General features: G+C 46.5%; 17 protein-coding genes and 1 riboswitch. Of the genes, 6 read left to right on the top strand and 11 right to left on the bottom strand.

The window, feature by feature from the left end; genetic code table 11:
• The first annotated feature begins 40 nt into the window (after nt 1-40).
• From ACYQ0C_RS11550 to ACYQ0C_RS11535, 4 genes are read left to right on the top strand one after another with little or no spacing between them, the layout of a single operon-like run.
• Complete coding sequence (locus ACYQ0C_RS11550) at nt 41-1,435, top strand: polyamine ABC transporter ATP-binding protein (protein WP_089503724.1); 1,395 nt, start codon at nt 41-43, stop codon at nt 1,433-1,435.
• A 12-nt stretch (nt 1,436-1,447) separates the two neighbouring features.
• Entirely contained in the window at nt 1,448-2,245 is a 798-nt protein-coding gene (locus tag ACYQ0C_RS11545) for an ABC transporter permease (RefSeq protein WP_025019466.1), read from the top strand.
• Nucleotides 2,239-3,030, top strand: coding sequence for an ABC transporter permease (locus ACYQ0C_RS11540; RefSeq protein ID WP_016277655.1), 792 nt, complete (start codon nt 2,239-2,241; stop codon nt 3,028-3,030). Before ACYQ0C_RS11545 ends, ACYQ0C_RS11540 begins: the two co-directional genes overlap by 7 nt.
• Before the next feature lie 3 nt (nt 3,031-3,033).
• Complete coding sequence (locus ACYQ0C_RS11535) at nt 3,034-4,374, top strand: ABC transporter substrate-binding protein (RefSeq protein WP_016277654.1); 1,341 nt, start codon at nt 3,034-3,036, stop codon at nt 4,372-4,374.
• A 159-nt stretch (nt 4,375-4,533) separates the two neighbouring features.
• Here the strand turns inward: ACYQ0C_RS11535 and ACYQ0C_RS11530 are convergent, their stop codons facing one another.
• The 11 genes from ACYQ0C_RS11530 to ACYQ0C_RS11480 all read right to left on the bottom strand — a co-directional run bounded on the left by ACYQ0C_RS11530 (nt 4,534) and on the right by ACYQ0C_RS11480 (nt 13,837).
• Nucleotides 4,534-5,472, bottom strand: a complete 939-nt coding sequence (locus ACYQ0C_RS11530) for a ribose-phosphate pyrophosphokinase (RefSeq protein WP_025019467.1) — start codon at nt 5,470-5,472, stop codon at nt 4,534-4,536.
• A gap of 161 nt (nt 5,473-5,633) precedes the next feature.
• The gene (locus ACYQ0C_RS11525) at nt 5,634-6,242 is read right to left on the bottom strand and encodes a thiamine phosphate synthase (protein WP_016277652.1); all 609 of its coding nucleotides are present in this window, start codon (nt 6,240-6,242) and stop codon (nt 5,634-5,636) included.
• Between the two features lie 199 nt (nt 6,243-6,441).
• Nucleotides 6,442-7,173, bottom strand: a complete 732-nt coding sequence (locus tag ACYQ0C_RS11520; RefSeq protein WP_016277651.1) for a HesA/MoeB/ThiF family protein — start codon at nt 7,171-7,173, stop codon at nt 6,442-6,444.
• Nucleotides 7,174-7,211: 38 nt separating this feature from the next.
• Entirely contained in the window at nt 7,212-8,342 is a 1,131-nt protein-coding gene (thiH, locus tag ACYQ0C_RS11515) for a 2-iminoacetate synthase ThiH (RefSeq protein ID WP_016277650.1), read from the bottom strand.
• 92 nt (nt 8,343-8,434) lie between these two features.
• A complete protein-coding gene (locus ACYQ0C_RS11510; RefSeq protein ID WP_016277649.1) occupies nt 8,435-9,007 on the bottom strand; it encodes a flavodoxin family protein in 573 nt (190 codons plus the stop codon).
• Complete coding sequence (locus ACYQ0C_RS11505) at nt 9,004-9,522, bottom strand: hypothetical protein (RefSeq protein WP_016277648.1); 519 nt, start codon at nt 9,520-9,522, stop codon at nt 9,004-9,006. Before ACYQ0C_RS11505 ends, ACYQ0C_RS11510 begins: the two co-directional genes overlap by 4 nt.
• A 21-nt stretch (nt 9,523-9,543) precedes the next feature.
• A complete protein-coding gene (gene thiC, locus ACYQ0C_RS11500; RefSeq protein WP_016277647.1) occupies nt 9,544-11,241 on the bottom strand; it encodes a phosphomethylpyrimidine synthase ThiC in 1,698 nt (565 codons plus the stop codon).
• A gap of 11 nt (nt 11,242-11,252) precedes the next feature.
• Entirely contained in the window at nt 11,253-12,026 is a 774-nt protein-coding gene (locus tag ACYQ0C_RS11495) for a thiazole synthase (RefSeq protein ID WP_016277646.1), read from the bottom strand.
• Nucleotides 12,027-12,043: 17 nt separating this feature from the next.
• Nucleotides 12,044-12,670 carry a thiamine phosphate synthase gene (locus ACYQ0C_RS11490; protein WP_016277645.1) on the bottom strand — a complete coding sequence of 209 codons (627 nt, stop codon included), beginning with the start codon at nt 12,668-12,670 and terminating at the stop codon, nt 12,044-12,046.
• Complete coding sequence (thiS, locus tag ACYQ0C_RS11485; protein ID WP_016277644.1) at nt 12,660-12,860, bottom strand: sulfur carrier protein ThiS; 201 nt, start codon at nt 12,858-12,860, stop codon at nt 12,660-12,662. The genes ACYQ0C_RS11490 and thiS overlap by 11 nt, the downstream gene beginning before the upstream one ends.
• A 61-nt stretch (nt 12,861-12,921) precedes the next feature.
• A riboswitch (TPP riboswitch) is annotated at nt 12,922-13,025 on the bottom strand.
• 194 nt (nt 13,026-13,219) lie between these two features.
• Nucleotides 13,220-13,837, bottom strand: a complete 618-nt coding sequence (locus ACYQ0C_RS11480) for a superoxide dismutase (protein WP_016277643.1) — start codon at nt 13,835-13,837, stop codon at nt 13,220-13,222.
• A 108-nt stretch (nt 13,838-13,945) separates the two neighbouring features.
• On the opposite strand from ACYQ0C_RS11480, the gene ACYQ0C_RS11475 reads away from it, so the two are divergent.
• Entirely contained in the window at nt 13,946-16,333 is a 2,388-nt protein-coding gene (locus ACYQ0C_RS11475; protein ID WP_016277642.1) for an ATP-dependent helicase, read from the top strand.
• Nucleotides 16,334-16,360: 27 nt separating this feature from the next.
• Nucleotides 16,361-17,524 (top strand): carboxynorspermidine decarboxylase, encoded by a 1,164-nt coding sequence (gene nspC, locus ACYQ0C_RS11470; RefSeq protein ID WP_016277641.1) that lies wholly within the window; start codon nt 16,361-16,363, stop codon nt 17,522-17,524.
• The last annotated feature ends 141 nt before the right edge of the window (nt 17,525-17,665 follow it).

The raw sequence follows: 17,665 nt of genomic DNA, 5'->3' as shown, positions 1-17,665 counted from the left end.
ATTCTTGAAAAATAGCGTATTTTTGCAACTCAATTACAAAATGAGTATGCAACAATCTAATTATATAATTGAGGTAAAAGGTGTTTCCAAGTTTTTTGGTGACAAGATGGTCTTGGATAACATCAATTTATACGTAAAGAAAGGTGAGTTTGTAACCGTGCTGGGACCTTCCGGCTGCGGAAAGACAACTCTTTTGCGTTTGATTGCCGGCTTTCAGACTGCTTCGGAAGGTGAGATAAAAATAGCCGGAAATGAGATTACACAGACGCCTCCGCACAAAAGGCCTGTAAACACCGTGTTTCAGAAGTATGCCCTGTTTCCACATCTGAATGTATTTGATAATATTGCTTTCGGATTGAAACTGAAAAAGACTCCCAAGCAGATTATCGGGAAAAAAGTAAAGGCGGCTCTCCGCATGGTTGGAATGACTGACTATGAATACCGGGACGTGAATTCCCTGTCAGGCGGTCAGCAACAGCGTGTGGCCATAGCCCGTGCCATTGTCAATGAACCGGAGGTGCTGTTGTTGGATGAGCCTTTGGCTGCTTTGGACTTGAAGATGCGTAAAGACATGCAGATGGAGTTGAAAGAGATGCACAAGACATTGGGTATTACCTTTGTTTATGTGACGCATGACCAGGAGGAAGCCTTGACACTGAGTGACACGATTGTGGTAATGAGTGAAGGAAAAATACAGCAGATCGGGACTCCGGTGGATATCTATAATGAGCCCATCAATTCGTTTGTAGCCGATTTTATAGGTGAGAGCAATATTCTGAATGGAACCATGATACAGGACAAACTTGTGCGTTTTGCAGGTGTGGAGTTTGAATGTGTGGACGAAGGTTTCGGTGAAAATATGCCGGTAGATGTAGTGGTACGTCCTGAAGACTGGTATATTTTTCCGGATTCGGATGCCTCACAGATTTCCGGTATCGTAACCTCATCCATTTTTAAAGGCGTGCATTATGAAATGGTGGTCGAGGCCAATGGTTATGAGTTCATCGTACAGGATTATCATCACTTCGCAGTGGGTGAGCAGGTTGGCTTGCTGGTAAAACCTTTCGATATTCATATTATGAAAAAAGAGCGTGTATGCAATACGTTTGAAGGAGAGTTGACAGACAGAACGCATGTGGACTTTCTGGGATGTACGTTTGAATGTCTGCCGGTGGCTGACATTGAGCCGGGGGACAGAGTGAAAGTACAGGTGAACTTCAAGGATATCATTTTGCAGGATAATGAAGAGGACGGAACTTTAACCGGAGATGTACGTTTTATCCTGTATAAGGGAGACCATTATCACCTCACCGTATCATCGGACTGGGGAGAGGACATCTTTGTTGATACCAATGATGTATGGGACAACGGTGACCATGTAGGTATCAGCATCCTGCCCGAAAGTATCAAGGTAACCAAGGTTGTAGAATCATAATAAAGAAAAGAGGTGCTCAGAACAATACGATTTTTCTTGTCTTCACGTAAAAGCTGGACGATTCCCTACGTGATATTTTCGGCGGTGTTTGTTATTCTTCCGCTACTTTTAATTGTAGTTTATGCATTTATGGATGATGCGGGTCATTTCACTTTGGGAAATTTCGCCAAATTCTTCGCCCATCCCGAGGCAATCAATACATTTGTTTATTCTATTGGCGTAGCCATCATCACGACAGTGCTGTGTATCTTATTGGGATATCCTGCCGCCTATATTCTGACGCAGACCCGGATGAAGTATGCATCGACGGTAGTGGTCTTGTTTATTCTGCCCATGTGGGTGAATATTTTGATACGTACACTGGCTACGGTGGCATTGTTCGACTTTATGAACGTACCTCTAGGCGAGGGGGCTTTGATATTCGGTATGGTATATAATTTTCTGCCTTTTATGATTTATCCTATTTACAACACTTTGCAGAAATTGGATAAAAGTTATGTGGAAGCGGCGCAAGATTTGGGCGCCAATCCTATGCAAGTGTTTTTCAAGGCTGTGCTACCCCTGTCCATGCCGGGTATTGTGAGTGGTATATTGATGGTGTTCATGCCTACTATCTCTACATTCGCCATTGCCGAACTGCTGACAATGAACAATATCAAACTCTTTGGTACTACCATTCAGGAAAATATTAATAATAGTATGTGGAATTATGGAGCAGCGTTGTCATTGATTATGCTGTTCCTTATCGGTGCGACCACCTTGCTTGCATCAGACGATAAGGATCATAACGAAGGAGGTGGACTATGGTAAAGAAAATTTTATGCCAAGGATATTTGTGGCTGCTTCTGCTATTGCTTTATGCGCCTATTTTTATCATTATGATCTATTCGTTTACCGAAGCAAAGGTGCTGGGCAACTGGACCGGATTTTCCACCAAACTCTATTCATCCCTGTTTGTTGCGGGTACACATCATTCATTGACCAATGCTTTGATCAACACCCTGAGCATCGCCTTGATTGCAGCTACCGTATCTACTTTGCTGGGCAGCATTACGGCAATCGGCATATTCAATCTTCGTACCCGTGCCCGTAAAGCAATCAGTTTTGTCAATAATATCCCTATACTGAATGGCGATATCATTATAGGTATATCTTTATTCCTGCTGTTTGTATCCTTGGGTATTCCACAGGGATACACCACTGTGGTGCTTGCACATATCACATTCTGTACTCCATACGTGGTGTTGAGTGTGTTGCCGCGTTTGAAACAGATGAATCCGAATATTTATGAGGCGGCGCTTGATTTGGGGGCTACCCCTATGCAGGCACTCCGCAAGGTGATTGTCCCTGAGATTCTTCCGGGAATGATTTCAGGTTTTATGCTGGCGGTGACTTTATCTATCGATGATTTTGCCGTGACGGTATTTACTATTGGTAACGAAGGGCTTGAAACTCTTTCCACCTATATTTATGCGGATGCACGGAAAGGAGGGCTGACGCCTGAACTCCGTCCGCTTTCTACCATTATATTTGTATTGGTACTGGTATTGTTGGTTATCATCAACCGCCGTGCAGGCAAGAAAAAGGAGGCATAGAAAATGAGGAAAATAAATAAATGGCTGGTGGCGTGTGCTTGTGCATTATTCTCTTTGACCGGATGCTATAATACAGAGTCTCGTGAAAATGTACTGAAAATATATAATTGGGCCGACTATATTGACGAGGATGTGTTGGCGGAGTTTCCCCAGTGGTACAAAGAACAGACGGGAGAAGATATCCGGATTGTTTATCAGACTTTTGACATCAATGAAATCATGTTGACCAAGATAGAGCGCGGACATGAGGATTTCGATGTGGTCTGTCCTTCGGAGTATATCATAGAGCGTATGCTGAGGAAAGGTTTGTTGCTTCCCATTGATACCGTTTTTGGAAAGACTCCCAATTATCTGCATAATGAATCTCCTTATATTCGCGAACAATTGGATAAGTTGAGCCGGCCGGGGCATCGTGCTTCGGATTATGCTGTCGGTTATATGTGGGGGACAGCTGGTATCCTTTTTAACACCGATCATGTCCCTGCCGAAGATGCCGGGACTTGGGCCAGTCTTTGGAATCTGAAATATAAGAACAAGATTCTGATGAAGGAAAGTTATCGTGATGCGTATGGCACCGCCTTGATTTATGCCAATGCCGGGAATCTGGAAAAAGGCAAAGTTACGGTAGAGGAGTTGATGAACGATTATTCGCAAGCCTCCATTGACACAGTTGAGAAGTACCTGAAGGAGATGAAGCCCTTGATAGCCGGCTGGGAAGCGGATTTTGGCAAGGAAATGATGACCAAGGGTAAAGCATGGCTGAACATGACCTGGAGCGGTGATGCGGTATGGGCGATAGAAGAGGCTGAAGGAGTAGGCGTCAATCTGGATTATGAGGTGCCGGCAGAAGGAAGTAATGTATGGTATGACGGATGGGTGATTCCTAAGTATGCTAAAAATAAGAAGGCTGCCAGTTATTTCATCAATTATTTGTGCCGTTCCGATGTGGCTTTACGTAATATGGATGCCTGTGGCTATGTGAGTGCCGTCGCGACTCCCGAGATTTTGGAGGCGAAAATAGATACTACCTTATCTTACTTTTCGGATTTGAGTTATTTTTTCGGCCCTGCTGCCGATAGTTTGCCTATAGACAAGGTGCAGTATCCCGACCGTAAGGTGGTGGAACGTTGTGCCATGATTCGTGATTCCGGTGATAAGACTGAATTGGTGCTGGAGATGTGGTCGCGTGTAAAGGGGGATAATTTGGGAGTAGGTGTAGTTATTGTGATTCTGGTATCCGTCGGGGTTATGGTGGTGTTCACTGTGTATAGGAGGCTTCAGCGTTACCGGCATGAGAAGGCGCAGCGCCGTCGCAGGAATCACCGGAAAAGGAAAAGAAAATGATGTATAGGGGCGCAGGATTTTGCATACGTACGCATGAGCTTGCACGTCCTAGAAAGATGAAAAAACACATTATCAGGTGCTTCCTGCTTTTTGCAGGTAAGACAAAAAAGTCCGGACTTTTCTAAGCCCGGACTTTTTTTGATCTATAATCTATAAAGATTAAATGATATATTGTGAAGAGATAGACTCGTTATTCATCACGCGGCGGATTGTTTCAGCAAACATATCGGCAATGGTCAGTTGCTTCACTTTAGAGCAACGGTTAGTGTATGGAATACTGTCGGTAAATACCATTTCTTCCAAGCCGGAGTTCTGAACCCGTTCGGATGCAGGACCTGACATTACACAGTGGGAAGCGATGGCGCGTACGGAAATGGCTCCCGCTTCTTTCATGATATCGGCAGCTTTGGTAATAGTACCAGCTGTATCTACCATATCGTCAATCAAGATGACGTTTTTATTTTTTACATCACCGATAATTTGCATGGTGGCCACTTCATTGGCTTTCAGGCGGGTCTTGTTGCAAAGCACCAAGGGCACACCCAGATATTTTGAATAAGTGCTGGCACGTTTCGAACCACCTACGTCCGGAGTTGCGATTACCAGGTCTTCCAGCTGCAATGATTCAATGTAGGGCAGGAATACACCGGAAGCGTAGAGGTGATCTACCGGTACATCAAAGAAGCCTTGAATCTGATCGGCATGTAAATCCATTGTAATCAGACGGTCGATGCCCGCCACACTCAGAAGGTCGGCTACCAGTTTGGCACCGATGGAAACACGGGGTTTGTCTTTTCTGTCCTGACGTGCCCATCCAAAGTAGGGGATAACGGCTACAATGCTCTTTGCTGAGGCTCTTTTTGCTGCATCAATCATCAACAGCAGTTCCATTAAGTTGTCAGAGTTAGGAAAGGTAGATTGAACCAGAAAAACATGTGCGCCTCTAATTGATTCTTCATAAGAAACAGCGAATTCACCATCAGCAAAATGCATGATGTTCATGTTTCCTAATTCGCAACCGAGGCTGTTGCAAATCTTTTCTGCAAGGTATCTCGAATTTGTTCCTGAGAATACCATAAAAGGTGATGTTTTGCTCATTTTGTAATAGATATTACCTATTTGTTAATTTGCGTGCAAAGGTACGTATTATAATTAGAAATTAAAAATAGAAAATTAAAAATAACTTCTCATTATAGTAATATGCTTGTTTTGATGCATATTCTTCGCTTTTTAGACCTTTATTCTAAATCTATTGATAATCAGTCGGCCAAATCCCTTAATTTCCGGAAATGTTCTATCACGCATTGGTAGTCGCGGTCGGTACATGCGTCGAATTTATTCCAAAGAGCGCCCAATATGGCGGCTCCTCCGAAACCAAGGTCTTTTATTTCCAGCAAGTTTTCCTCGTCAATGCCTCCCAGAGCTATGACTTTCTTGTCAATGATACCCGCTTTGGCGGCGGCGCGGAGCTCTTCGGGCGTATATGCCGAATTATAGTTCAGCTTGGATATACTGTTGAATACCGGGCTCAGAAATACATAGTCGCAGCCGGATTTGTGCTCTTTTACTTCGTCCAGCGAGTGGCAGGAGCAACTGATATGTCCTTTGTAACCCTCCGGCAAGTTCGGATTACGGCCGTTCAGGTGAATTCCTTTCAGTTTGTATTCCTCTTTCAGGTAAAAATGTCCATGAACCACTATGCGCTTATGATATTGTTCGGGGATAAGAGTCAGCAGACGCTCTGCGAACATAGGCGCAGTGTCGGGCTTTCTTAAATGGAGTGTGTCCAGCCCTTCCTCGAAAAGGGCTGTAATTATCTTATCTTCCTCCACAAAATAAGTGGGGGGTGTTATTAGAATTAACTTCATACCTTATGACTAATTGCTAAGCAAAGATAGCAACCTATTTGTAATAATCCTAGTGGATTCATAGATTTATTTTAGGTGAGTTTGTGAACCGGCTTGGAAACAATGAAGATACGGATGTCTTGCGATATAGGGCAAGGACAGCGGGGAATGCTGACTTTCTGATGGGAACGGTGCTGAACCGAGCACCGTTTGGGGTTGGTTAGAAAGAAATGAGATGGGTTGCCATTGTTTTCAAATCAATAATCCATAGCTTGCCGCTCAGCACTTCACCATATCCGCCTATAATCTTCAACACTTCGGCTGCTTCGGCACAACCTACCATGCCTGGGGTTACACCCAATACTCCTTTGGGGGGATGGGGCATGGACAGCATCTCCGTTTCGTCGGGGAAAAAGTGGCGGTAATCGGGGCCTCCCTGGTAATTGAAGACGGACACTTGGCCGTCGAAGGCGCGGATGGCGCCATATACATAGACTTTTCCCCATTTCACACAGGTGTCATTGATCAGGTAACGGGTGGCGAAATTATCGCATCCGTCTATAACGATGTCATAGGCGCAGATAATTTCATCCGCGTTCTCTTTGGTAAGCCTTGTGGGGTAGGCATTGATCTGCACATCACGGTTCAAGGCTTCGAGACGTTTTTGGGCTTGGATAGCTTTGGGCATACCTACCTCGGCCTCACTATAAAGTACCTGACGTTGTAAGTTGCTGATGCTTACCACATCATCGTCTATTAATCCGATAGTGCCTATTCCGGCTCCTGCCAGGTACAGGGCGGCAGGAGATCCCAGACCACCTACACCGACTATAAGCACTTTGGCCTGTTTGAGCCGTTGTTGTCCTTTTTCTCCCAATTCAGGGAGAATGATTTGACGGTTATATCTTTCCACGTTGTTTATTGTTAAGTTGGGAAAGGGGCTTCGTATCATTGATACCGCCCCTTTCTTTGTAAAAGTGAGGGTAAAATCTATCGCATCGGTGTGAACTTGTCAAAAGAAACATCCCAGTCTTTCCATACCGGTTCCCTTCCTAATGATTTCAGTGCGTGTTCCACTTCCACGGCTGTACGTTCATCACTTACATGGAATTGTTCCAAAGCTTGCGGGTAGGTATAGTATCCTCCTGGTTCGGTTTTGCTTTCAGCGCTCATGGTGGTCACTCCGAGTCCTGCCATGTTGTCGCGGATTTGTGCCGGTTCACGGGTGGAGTAGGAGATGTCCACATCGTGGTCGAAGATGCGCATGGCAAAAGTGAGCTGTGCCAGTTCACGGTCATTCATGATGACATTCGGCTGGAATCCTCCGTTCTCAGCCGGACGCATACGGGGGAAATTGACACTGTATTTGGTTTTCCAATACTTTTTCTGAAGATAGCGCAAGTGATAGGCCATCATGGTCACATCGGTGCGCCATTCTTCCAGTCCGATAAGTACCCCCATGCCGATGGAGTGGACTCCTGCCTGTCCCATGCGGTCGAAGCCGTTCACCCGCCACTCGAATTTGGATTTCATTCCGCGTGGATGATATATATTATAACGGGCTTTATTATAGGTTTCCTGAAAGCAGATGACTCCATTCAGTCCGTGTTCTTTCAGTTCGGCATATTCTTCGGCTTTGAGTGGCATTACCTCTATCTTCAGATTGCTGAAATATTTTTTGGCGATGTCCAAAGCTTTAGCCAGATAAGGGACTCCGGCTTTTGCCGGATTCTCTCCGGTCACCAGTAACAGGTTCTCAAAAGGCCCCAGTTTTTTGATGGCTTTGTATTCATCTTCAATCTGTTCGGGGGTGAGGATGGTACGTGCCATCGGGTTGCTGATATGGAAACCACAATACACACAAGAATTGGTGCAGGAGTTGGTGATATACAGCGGTATAAACATGGAGATGGTTTTGCCGAAACGTTCTTCGGTATATTTTTTGCTTAGTTGCGCCATCGGCTCCAGGTATTTTGCTGCTGCGGGGGAGATGAGCGCCATAAAGTCGTCCACATCGCAATGTTCCTTGCCAAGGGCGCGGAGCACATCACTTTCGGTCTTGGAGTAGATGGTTTTGGTGGTTTTCTCCCAATCTATTTTTTCAAGTTCTTCTGAAAACATGATCGTTTTTTTTTCTTGTTATTGTTCTATAAGATGATTTCGCTTTTATAAGAGCCTGTTTAAACCTTTCCGGCATTTAAACAGGTTTCAAGCTATAAGTTCCTTATTATTTTTCTACATTTCTTTTTGTCGCTTTCCGTCAGTTCGGGATGTTGCTTCGTTCCTCCCTTCTGGATAACGCCTTTGATAGAGAATCCGCTCCATTTCAGGATTTCGCGCAACGCCTTTACTACACCGCGTGTCTGGTTAAACCAGATATTGAACGGCCATGGGGTGGAGCAGGTGCTTACGATGACTGCTTTCTTGCCTTTATGCAACGCTTGGGGGATCCCTTTCGGACTTTCTCCCATCATGCCGTACACGATGCGGTCGAACACTACTTTCAGATGTCCGTTCATGTTTCCCCAATAGCAGGGTGATCCGACAATCAGCACGTCTGCCCATTGTATCTTTTGAAGCGTGCGCTGCGCATCGTCTTCGGGCAGGACACAGGCCTGCCGGCTGCGGCAAGCCATGCATCCTGTACAGGGACGCACCTGCAATTTACGGATGGGTATTGCTTCCACTTCGGCGCCACGTATGCGGGCCTCTTCGGCCATGATGTCCAGCATCCGGCTGATAAGTCCTTGGCTGCGAGGGCTTCCGTTGAGTATCAATATCTTCATTTCCTTATTTTCTTTAGGATGTTGTTGCGGGCGCATTGCACGGCAGCCGTATAGTATTCCGGTTCCATATTTTCCAGGTATGCTTCCAGTTCTCCCGTCAGTTCCGGCTCTTCCAGGCAGATGTCGTAGGCTAGTTTCATGCAGACAGCTTGTCCGGATGCGCTTTCGGCAGGAGACAGCATGCCTTCCAGGCAGAAATCGAAGAAAGTAGCGTTGACAGGCTTCAGAACAGGAAGGTGATGAAGGATATTCAGCAGCAGGCGTCTGGTTCCGCCGTGAGGGCATTGCATGGCTCTCAGCATCAGTTCCTCCCTTTTGTCCATCAATAGGGAAGGGAGGAGGATGCTCAGTTTTTCGCAAGCCCAAGCGGCACGCCAGGCTATCTTTGTTTCTTCATGCCGGGTCAGGGCATAAAGGGAGTCAAAGCGGCCGGGGGCTCCGGCTACTTGCTCCACTATGATGTCTATATATTTCCTTCCTAAAGCTCCTTCAAGTGCTTTCTTGAAATCTTCCATGGTCTTCGCAAAATCGGTCGTTTAATTACCCACGTTCTTCAAGTCGCGGCTCAATTTCATGGCGCAGAAGTTGGGTCCGCACATGGTACAGTATTCACCGTCCGTATGGCGTCCTTCATTGAAGTACTCCAAAGCGCGGTCGGGATCCAGACTTAGGTGGAACTGGTCGCGCCAACGGAATTCATAACGTGCCTTGCTTAAAGCATTGTCGCGGATCTGTGCGCCAGGATGCCCTTTTGCCAGGTCGGCCGCATGGGCGGCAATCTTGTAAGTGATGACACCGACGCGTACATCTTCTTTGTTGGGTAGTCCCAGATGCTCTTTCGGGGTGACATAGCATAGCATGGCAGTGCCCAGCCAGCCGATTTGTGCGGCACCGATGGCCGAAGTGATATGGTCATATCCCGGAGCGATGTCCGTTACCAGCGGGCCGAGGGTGTAGAACGGTGCGTTGTGGCAGTGAGAGATCTGGCGTTCCATGTTTTCTTTGATTTTATGCAAAGGTACATGTCCCGGTCCTTCAATGAATGCCTGTACGTTTTTGTCCCATGCGCGGAGTACAAGTTCACCCATGGTATCCAGTTCGGCAAACTGTGCCTCGTCATTGGCATCGGCGATACAGCCCGGACGAAGTCCGTCACCCAAGGATACGGCTACATCGTATTGTGCCAGAATATCACAGATGTCATCGAAATGCTCATATAAGAAGCTTTCCTGGTCATGTACCAGACACCACTTGCTCATAATGCTGCCTCCGCGGCTTACGATGCCACACAGTCGTTTGTCGGCCAGGTGTACATTCTGCCGGCGTATTCCGGCATGGATGGTAAAGTAGTCCACTCCTTGTTCGCATTGCTCGATTAATGTATCTTTATAAATCTCCCAATTCAGATCCTCTACTTTCCCGTTTACCTTTTCCAATGCCTGATAGATAGGCACGGTGCCTACGGGGACAGGACAGTTGCGGACAATCCATTCGCGTGTCTCGTGAATATTATCGCCGGTCGAGAGATCCATCAGGGTGTCACCTCCCCATTTGCAGCTCCATACGGCTTTTTCCACCTCTTCGTCAATGGAGGAAGTGGTGGCGGAGTTTCCGATGTTCGTGTTGATCTTCACTAAAAAGTTCCTGCCGATAATCATGGGCTCGCTTTCGGGGTGGTTGATATTGGCGGGAAGTACGGCACGCCCTGCGGCTATTTCGTCACGCACGAATTCAGGGGTGATAAAGGTGTCGATGCCCAGTTCCCGGCAGTTCATGTTTTCACGGATGGCCACATATTCCATTTCCGGTGTAACGATGCCGGCTTTGGCGTATGCCATTTGTGTGATGGCCTTTCCGGCCTTGGCACGATAGGGCAGGGCGATGTGTTCAAAGCGCAGGTGATCCAGACTTTTATCGTCACGGCGCATCTTTCCGTATTCTGAGGTGATGGAGGGCAGTTGTTCCACGTCTCCCCGTCCGGTAATCCAGCTTTCGCGCATACGGGGAAGTCCTTTTTTCAGATCGATTTCCATATTGGGGTCACTGAACGGACCGCTGGTGTCATAGATATAAACGGGAGCATTTGGCGTTGTCACCTTTTCGCCGTTCACTATGTTCACTGTGGGAGTCAGGTTTACTTTCTGCATTCCTACTTTGATGTATGGGAACAGGGTTCCTTGCATATATGCCTTTTCAGCATGAGCGTATGCTTTTTGATCTTGCTTTTTGTCCATCATATTTCTGTTTAATCTAAGAATGAAGTTAAAGGGGATGAGGCGGATGCGATCAAGTTCTGTCCTACCGCTCCTAAGCCTGCTTCATAAGCGCGGCGTCCGGCAATGACAGCTTCCTTGAAGGCTGTTGCCATGTCTACCGGCTGACCGGCTACTGCGATGGCGGTATTGACCAGACAGGCGTCCGCGCCCATTTCCATCGCTTCAGCGGCATGGCTGGGGGCACCTATTCCGGCGTCCACTACCACAGGAACGGAAGCTTGTTCGATAATGATGCGCAGGAAGTCACGTGTCTGCAAGCCTTTGTTTGTCCCGATGGGGGCGGCAAGCGGCATGACGGTTGCTGCTCCGGCCTCTTCCAACCGTTTGCACAATGTAGGATCTGCCTGGCAGTAAGGCAAAACGACGAAGCCTAGCTTGACCAGTTCCTCGGTTGCTTTCAATGTTTCGGTAGAATCCGGCAACAAGTAGCGCGGATCAGGATGGATTTCCAGTTTCAGCCAGTTAGTGCCAAAAGCCTCTCGGGCCATTTGTGCGGCAAAGACGGCTTCTTCGGCTGTGCGCACACCGGAGGTGTTGGGCAATAGCTGGATGTGGGGGTGAATGATATGTTTCAGCATATCATCTTCCTTATCGTCCAGTTCAATACGTTTCATGGCTACGGTTACCATTTCGCATCCTGATGCCAGGATGGCTTCTTCCATTACGGTGTTTGAGTTGAATTTACCGGTTCCCAGAAATAAACGGGAATTAAATTCTTTTCCAGCTATAATCAGTTTCTTCATTATATTTTGTGATTTTATTATAAATTCATGATTCGTTTAGTTTCCGCTACCGGATCTTCCGCCCGGAGTATGGTTCCGCTCAAGGCAATGCCCGTAACCCCCGTTTCCATGATGGAAGGGATGTCCTCCAAAGTAATTCCTCCGATAGCGACGATGGGCAGATGGATATCCGCCTTTCTCATTTGCTGGATAATGGAGCGGTAGCCTTCCAGTCCCAGTACCGGCGAGAGGTCCTTTTTCGTGGTGGTAAAACGGAACGGGCCACAGCCGATGTAGTCAGCTCCGGCTTCATAATGCATCTTTACATCATTAAATGTATTGGCGGTGCCTCCGATGATGAACTCTTTTCCTAATATTTTTCGTGCTTCGGCTACGGGCATATCCTTTTTTCCCAAATGTACTCCGTCGGCATGAATTTTCTTGACCAACTCCACGTGATCATCTATAATAAATGTCGCTCCGTAGTCTTTGCATAAGCGTTGCAGGCGTATGGCTTCCCGTTCCACCTCGTCAACGGGAGTGTCTTTCATACGTAGCTGGACCCAGCGGCAGCCGCCTTCCAGTGCCATGCGTGCGGAATCATAATAGGAATATGTGTCGGTGAAGTGAGTGATGAATTGAAGTTCCACGGCCTTATCCTCCACATGCAGCTTTAATGACTACCAGACTGTCATTGGGTTGTAACACGCATTTTTCCCAGTCTATACGGGGGACCATACGGTTATTTACCGCTATGGCAATGCCTTTCTCGGGAAGTGCCAGAAAGGTGGAAAGTTCGGCTACGGTGCATCCGTCCTTTACTTCGGTTTCTTTGCTGTTTACTGTCAGTTTCATGCTATATCAGTTTATGAATTTGCCTGTAAATACAAAGAGTTGCTTTTTGACCGGATGGCATGAGGTAAGAAGTAACAATCCCTTCGGCGGTACTAACCGCATCAGGTTCACAGGGTATAATCTCAGCCCGTCCGCTGCTTACGTGGGGCACCCCTTTGTTTTACGATGGCAAAGATAGGAGAAAGAAATGAATAATGCTACAACAGATTGCTTTATTTTCTGCGGGAGACTGTTTTTTATGATAATCTTGCATCGTGGTGTGTCTTTCCCTGTAAAGGAGACAGATGTAAAACCGCCCCGCTCCCTGAATAAATAGGGGCGCGGGGCGGTTCTGTTATAATGTATAGTTAAGGACTCTTTTACAGACGTTTTTCTATTACATCCCAGTCAATGATTTCCCACAATTTGTTCACATGGTCTGCACGGCGGTTCTGGTAATCCAGATAGTAGGCATGTTCCCATACATCGAAGCCCAGCAAAGGTTTCAATCCTGCACGCCACGGGTTGCTTCCGTTGGGTTCTTTGGTAATGTGCAGTTTCCCTTGTTTGTCTACAGAAAGCCATGCCCAGCCCGAGCCGAACAGTCCTGTGGAGGCGGCGTTGAATTCTTTCTTGAAGTTCTCAAAGCTTCCGAAGTCCCGGTTGATGGCTTCCGCCAGTTTACCGGCCGGTTCATGCTTGCCGGGTTTGGGGGCGAACTGAAGGAAATATAATGTATGGTTCAATACTTGTCCGGCATTATTGAATATCGCCCCGTCGGGAGCTGATGCTACAATTTCCTCTACGGTCTTTCCTTCAAATTCCGTACCCGGAACCAAGGAGTTCAAATTGTTTACGTAGGTTTGTAAGTGCTTGCCATAATGGTAGTCTATAGTAGCCTGGCTGATTACAGGTTCGAGTCCGTTGTTTGCATACGGGAGTTTGGGCATTTCGTAAGTCATAACTAATGAAATTAAAGTGGTTAATAATATATTCATTTTTAGTTGAGGTTTTAATTAAACTTCTATCATAATAACATTATTGAGCGTCGAATTGTTCTGATAAACTCAAACTTTCTCTATCTTTGCGGACGAAAGAAGAAACTTATGACGAATTATTTAGAAGAATTGAATGAAAGCCAGCGCAATGCGGTGCTTTACAACGAAGGTCCCTCTTTGGTGATAGCCGGAGCAGGCTCGGGGAAGACACGTGTGCTGACTTATAAGATAGCTTATTTGCTGGAGCAGGGATATACTCCCTGGTCTATTCTGGCATTGACTTTTACCAACAAGGCTGCCCGTGAGATGAAAGAGCGTATAGCCCGTCAGGTGGGCGATCAGGCACGCTATTTATGGATGGGGACGTTTCATTCCATTTTTTCGCGTATCCTGCGGTGTGAGTCGCAATCCATCGGCTTTACCTCTAATTTTACCATCTATGATTCTTCGGATTCGAAGAGCTTGATCAAGTCTATTGTAAAAGAAATGCAACTGGACGATAAGACCTATAAGCCGGGGTTGATACAGGCGCGTATCAGCAATGCGAAAAATCACCTGGTTTTTCCCGATGCATACGCCTCGAATGCAGAACTTTATCAGTATGATGTGAATGCCAAAGTACCTGCCACTCGTGATATTTACCGACGGTACTGGGAACGTTGCCGCCAGAGCGATGCGATGGATTTTGATGATTTGCTGGTCTATACTTATCTGTTATTCCGGGATTATCCCGAGATTTGCCGCAAGTATGCGGAGCAGTTCCGTTATGTGCTGGTGGATGAGTACCAGGATACCAACTTCGCACAACACAGCATTGTGCTTCAGCTTACCCGGGAGCATCAGCGTGTATGCGTGGTGGGGGATGATGCGCAGAGTATCTATTCCTTCCGAGGGGCGAATATTGACAATATATTGAAATTTACCCAACTGTATAAAGGGGCCAGGCTTTTCAAACTGGAGCAGAACTATCGCTCTACCCAAACCATTGTATGTGCGGCAAACAGCCTGATAGAGAAAAATAGCGAGCAGATAAGGAAAGAAGTTTTTTCGGAAAAAGCGAAAGGGGAACCTATCGGAGTTTTCAATGCTTACAGTGATGTGGAGGAAGGGGAGATTGTGGCCAACCAGATTGTGAAACTACGCTCGCGGGAACATTATTCTTATAATGATTTTGCTATTTTATATCGTACAAACGCCCAGAGCCGTATTTTCGAGGAGGCTTTGCGGAAACGTAGTCTGCCTTATAAAATTTACGGAGGGCTTTCTTTTTATCAGCGCAAGGAGATTAAAGACGTCATTTCTTATTTCCGCCTGGCGGTGAATCCGAATGACGAGGAGGCTTTTAAGCGGGTGTTGAATTATCCGGCGCGGGGAATCGGTGATACCACTTTGAACAAGGTCATTGATGCGGCTACACAGCATCATGTCAGTCTTTGGAGAGTCTTGGAAGAACCGTTGGCATACGGCCTGAATATCAACAAGGGCACGCATGCCAAGTTACAGGGCTTTCGTGAACTGGTAGAGAGTTTCATCGTGGAGGTCCCGGAAAAGAATGCATACGAATTGGGGGCGATGATAGTCCGTCAGTCCGGCATTATGACTGAGATTTATCAGAGCAATGACCCCGAAAATTTGAGCCGCCAGGAGAATATTGAGGAATTGATAAACGGTATGCACGATTTTTGTGCGACCCGTGAGGAAGAAGGAAATGAGAACATCCTGCTGACAGATTTTCTGTCGGAGGTTTCTCTGCTGACGGATCAGGATAATGAGAAAGAGGGGGATGCCGAGAAGATTACCTTGATGACCATTCACTCTGCTAAAGGCTTGGAGTTTAAAAACGTCTTTGTTGTAGGGTTGGAGGAAAACTTGTTTCCCAGTGCTTTGTCACTCAATTCGTATAAGGAACTGGAAGAGGAGCGCCGCCTGTTTTATGTGGCGATTACACGTGCCGAAGAGCATTGCTATCTGTCCTTTGCCAAGAGCCGGTTTAAATATGGAAAGATGGAGTTCAGTAGTCCGAGCCGTTTCTTGAAAGATATTGATATACATTTCCTGAAACTGCCCCAGGAGGAGCAGATGGCCCGGAGAATAGACGAGGGAGCCAGCCGTTTCCGCCGTGAACAAAATGAACGTCCGTCTCGTTCCTTGTTTGATGAATCTGCTTCACAGCCTTCTTACGGGCGTTCTTCATCAAGTCCGTCTGGTCAGAAACCGTTTTCGGCTGGAGAAAGGCCGAAGGCTGAGATTATCCGTCCCAGTGTGCCGCGTAATTTGACTAAGGTAGGTCCTGCCACGGCCTCAAAGCCGTCCGCGGCGGGAACCTTGCCGGTAAATGTGCAGGCAGGGCAGGTGATAGAGCATGAACGCTTTGGAATAGGCGATGTGATAAAGGTGGAAGGAACCGGTGAGAACAGCAAGGCGACTGTCCGTTTCCGGAATGCCGGAGAGAAACAATTATTACTGAAATTCGCCCGTTTCAAAGTTGTGGGATAAATTTTCGAACAGAATTCTGATATAAAAATGATAGATATCCATAAAGTACCTTCTCCATGCTATGTGATGGATGAAGCATTGCTCAGAAAGAATCTGAGCCTGATAAAGCGTGTGGCAGACCGGGCCGGAGTTGAGATCATCCTGGCTTTCAAATCTTTTGCCATGTGGAAATCGTTCCCTGTATTCAGGGAATACATCCGTTATACTACGGCCAGCTCCGTATATGAAGCCCGTTTGGCGTACGAAGAGTTCGGCAGTAAGGCTCATACTTATTCTCCAGCCTATACGGAGACTGACTTCCCGGTTATCATGCAGTGCAGCAGCCATATCACCTTTAACTCCTTCAGTCAGTTCCGTCGTTTTTATCCTATGGTTGAGGCTTTTGGAGAAAAGATATCCTGTGGCATCCGCATCAATCCTGAATATTCGGAAGTAGAGGTGGAACTTTATAATCCTTGTGCTCCCGGTACGCGTTTTGGAGTGACGGCCGATTTGCTTCCCGACACTTTGCCGGCAGGTATCGAGGGTTTTCATTGTCATTGTCATTGTGAGTCCAGCTCTTATGAGTTGGAACATACTTTGCAGCATATAGAAGAGAAGTTTGCCCGTTGGTTTCCGCAGATAAAATGGTTGAATTTGGGAGGGGGGCACCTGATGACACGTAAAGACTATGATACGGAGCACCTCATTTCTTTATTAAAAGGTTTGAAAGCCCGTTATCCGCATCTGGAAATCATTCTGGAACCGGGATCGGCTTTTACTTGGCAGACCGGACCTTTGGTAGCTTCTGTTGTCGATATAGTGGAAAGCCGGGGGATAAAAACTGCGATTCTGGATGTCAGTTTTACATGTCACATGCCCGACTGTCTTGAAATGCCCTATCAGCCGGCAGTGCGTGGTGCTGAAACTTTACCTGCCGATGCGGTAAAAACAGCTTTAGCGGAAGAAAATATCTATCGTTTGGGCGGAAATAGTTGCTTAAGCGGAGACTATATGGGCAGTTGGCGTTTTGACCATCCGTTGCAGATAGGAGAGCGCATTGTTCTGGAAGATATGATTCATTACACTATGGTAAAAACAAACATGTTTAATGGAATCCATCACCCTTCTATCGCTATTTGGCATACAGACCATACCTTGGAAGTATATAAAGACTTCCGCTATGAGGATTACCGTGACCGTATGTCCTGATTACAAGAAAAAAACTTTCTTTTGGTTTGTATTGATTATGAGGAAATTGCTGAAATAATGTAATAAAAGTGCTATAAAAAGTATAGAAAACTTTTGGAAGTTTAGAAAAAAGCACTACCTTTGCATCCGCAATCGGGAAAC

This window comes from Phocaeicola sartorii JCM 17136 = DSM 21941, from assembly GCF_054653615.1.
This window is presented reverse-complemented; position numbering and strand designations above follow the sequence as displayed.

Excerpts from the sequence above, each read along its gene's own strand:
- ACYQ0C_RS11550 (WP_089503724.1), top strand. The coding sequence starts at position 41 with ATGAGTATGCAACAATCTAATTATATAATTGAGGTAAAAGGTGTTTCC.
- ACYQ0C_RS11540 (WP_016277655.1), top strand. The coding sequence starts at position 2,239 with ATGGTAAAGAAAATTTTATGCCAAGGATATTTGTGGCTGCTTCTGCTA.
- ACYQ0C_RS11535 (WP_016277654.1), top strand. The coding sequence starts at position 3,034 with ATGAGGAAAATAAATAAATGGCTGGTGGCGTGTGCTTGTGCATTATTC.
- ACYQ0C_RS11530 (WP_025019467.1), bottom strand. The coding sequence starts at position 5,472 with ATGAGCAAAACATCACCTTTTATGGTATTCTCAGGAACAAATTCGAGA.
- ACYQ0C_RS11525 (WP_016277652.1), bottom strand. The coding sequence starts at position 6,242 with ATGAAGTTAATTCTAATAACACCCCCCACTTATTTTGTGGAGGAAGAT.
- ACYQ0C_RS11520 (WP_016277651.1), bottom strand. The coding sequence starts at position 7,173 with ATGATACGAAGCCCCTTTCCCAACTTAACAATAAACAACGTGGAAAGA.
- thiH (WP_016277650.1), bottom strand. The coding sequence starts at position 8,342 with ATGTTTTCAGAAGAACTTGAAAAAATAGATTGGGAGAAAACCACCAAA.
- ACYQ0C_RS11510 (WP_016277649.1), bottom strand. The coding sequence starts at position 9,007 with ATGAAGATATTGATACTCAACGGAAGCCCTCGCAGCCAAGGACTTATC.
- ACYQ0C_RS11505 (WP_016277648.1), bottom strand. The coding sequence starts at position 9,522 with ATGGAAGATTTCAAGAAAGCACTTGAAGGAGCTTTAGGAAGGAAATAT.
- thiC (WP_016277647.1), bottom strand. The coding sequence starts at position 11,241 with ATGGACAAAAAGCAAGATCAAAAAGCATACGCTCATGCTGAAAAGGCA.
- ACYQ0C_RS11495 (WP_016277646.1), bottom strand. The coding sequence starts at position 12,026 with ATGAAGAAACTGATTATAGCTGGAAAAGAATTTAATTCCCGTTTATTT.
- thiS (WP_016277644.1), bottom strand. The coding sequence starts at position 12,860 with ATGAAACTGACAGTAAACAGCAAAGAAACCGAAGTAAAGGACGGATGC.
- ACYQ0C_RS11480 (WP_016277643.1), bottom strand. The coding sequence starts at position 13,837 with ATGAATATATTATTAACCACTTTAATTTCATTAGTTATGACTTACGAA.
- ACYQ0C_RS11475 (WP_016277642.1), top strand. The coding sequence starts at position 13,946 with ATGACGAATTATTTAGAAGAATTGAATGAAAGCCAGCGCAATGCGGTG.
- nspC (WP_016277641.1), top strand. The coding sequence starts at position 16,361 with ATGATAGATATCCATAAAGTACCTTCTCCATGCTATGTGATGGATGAA.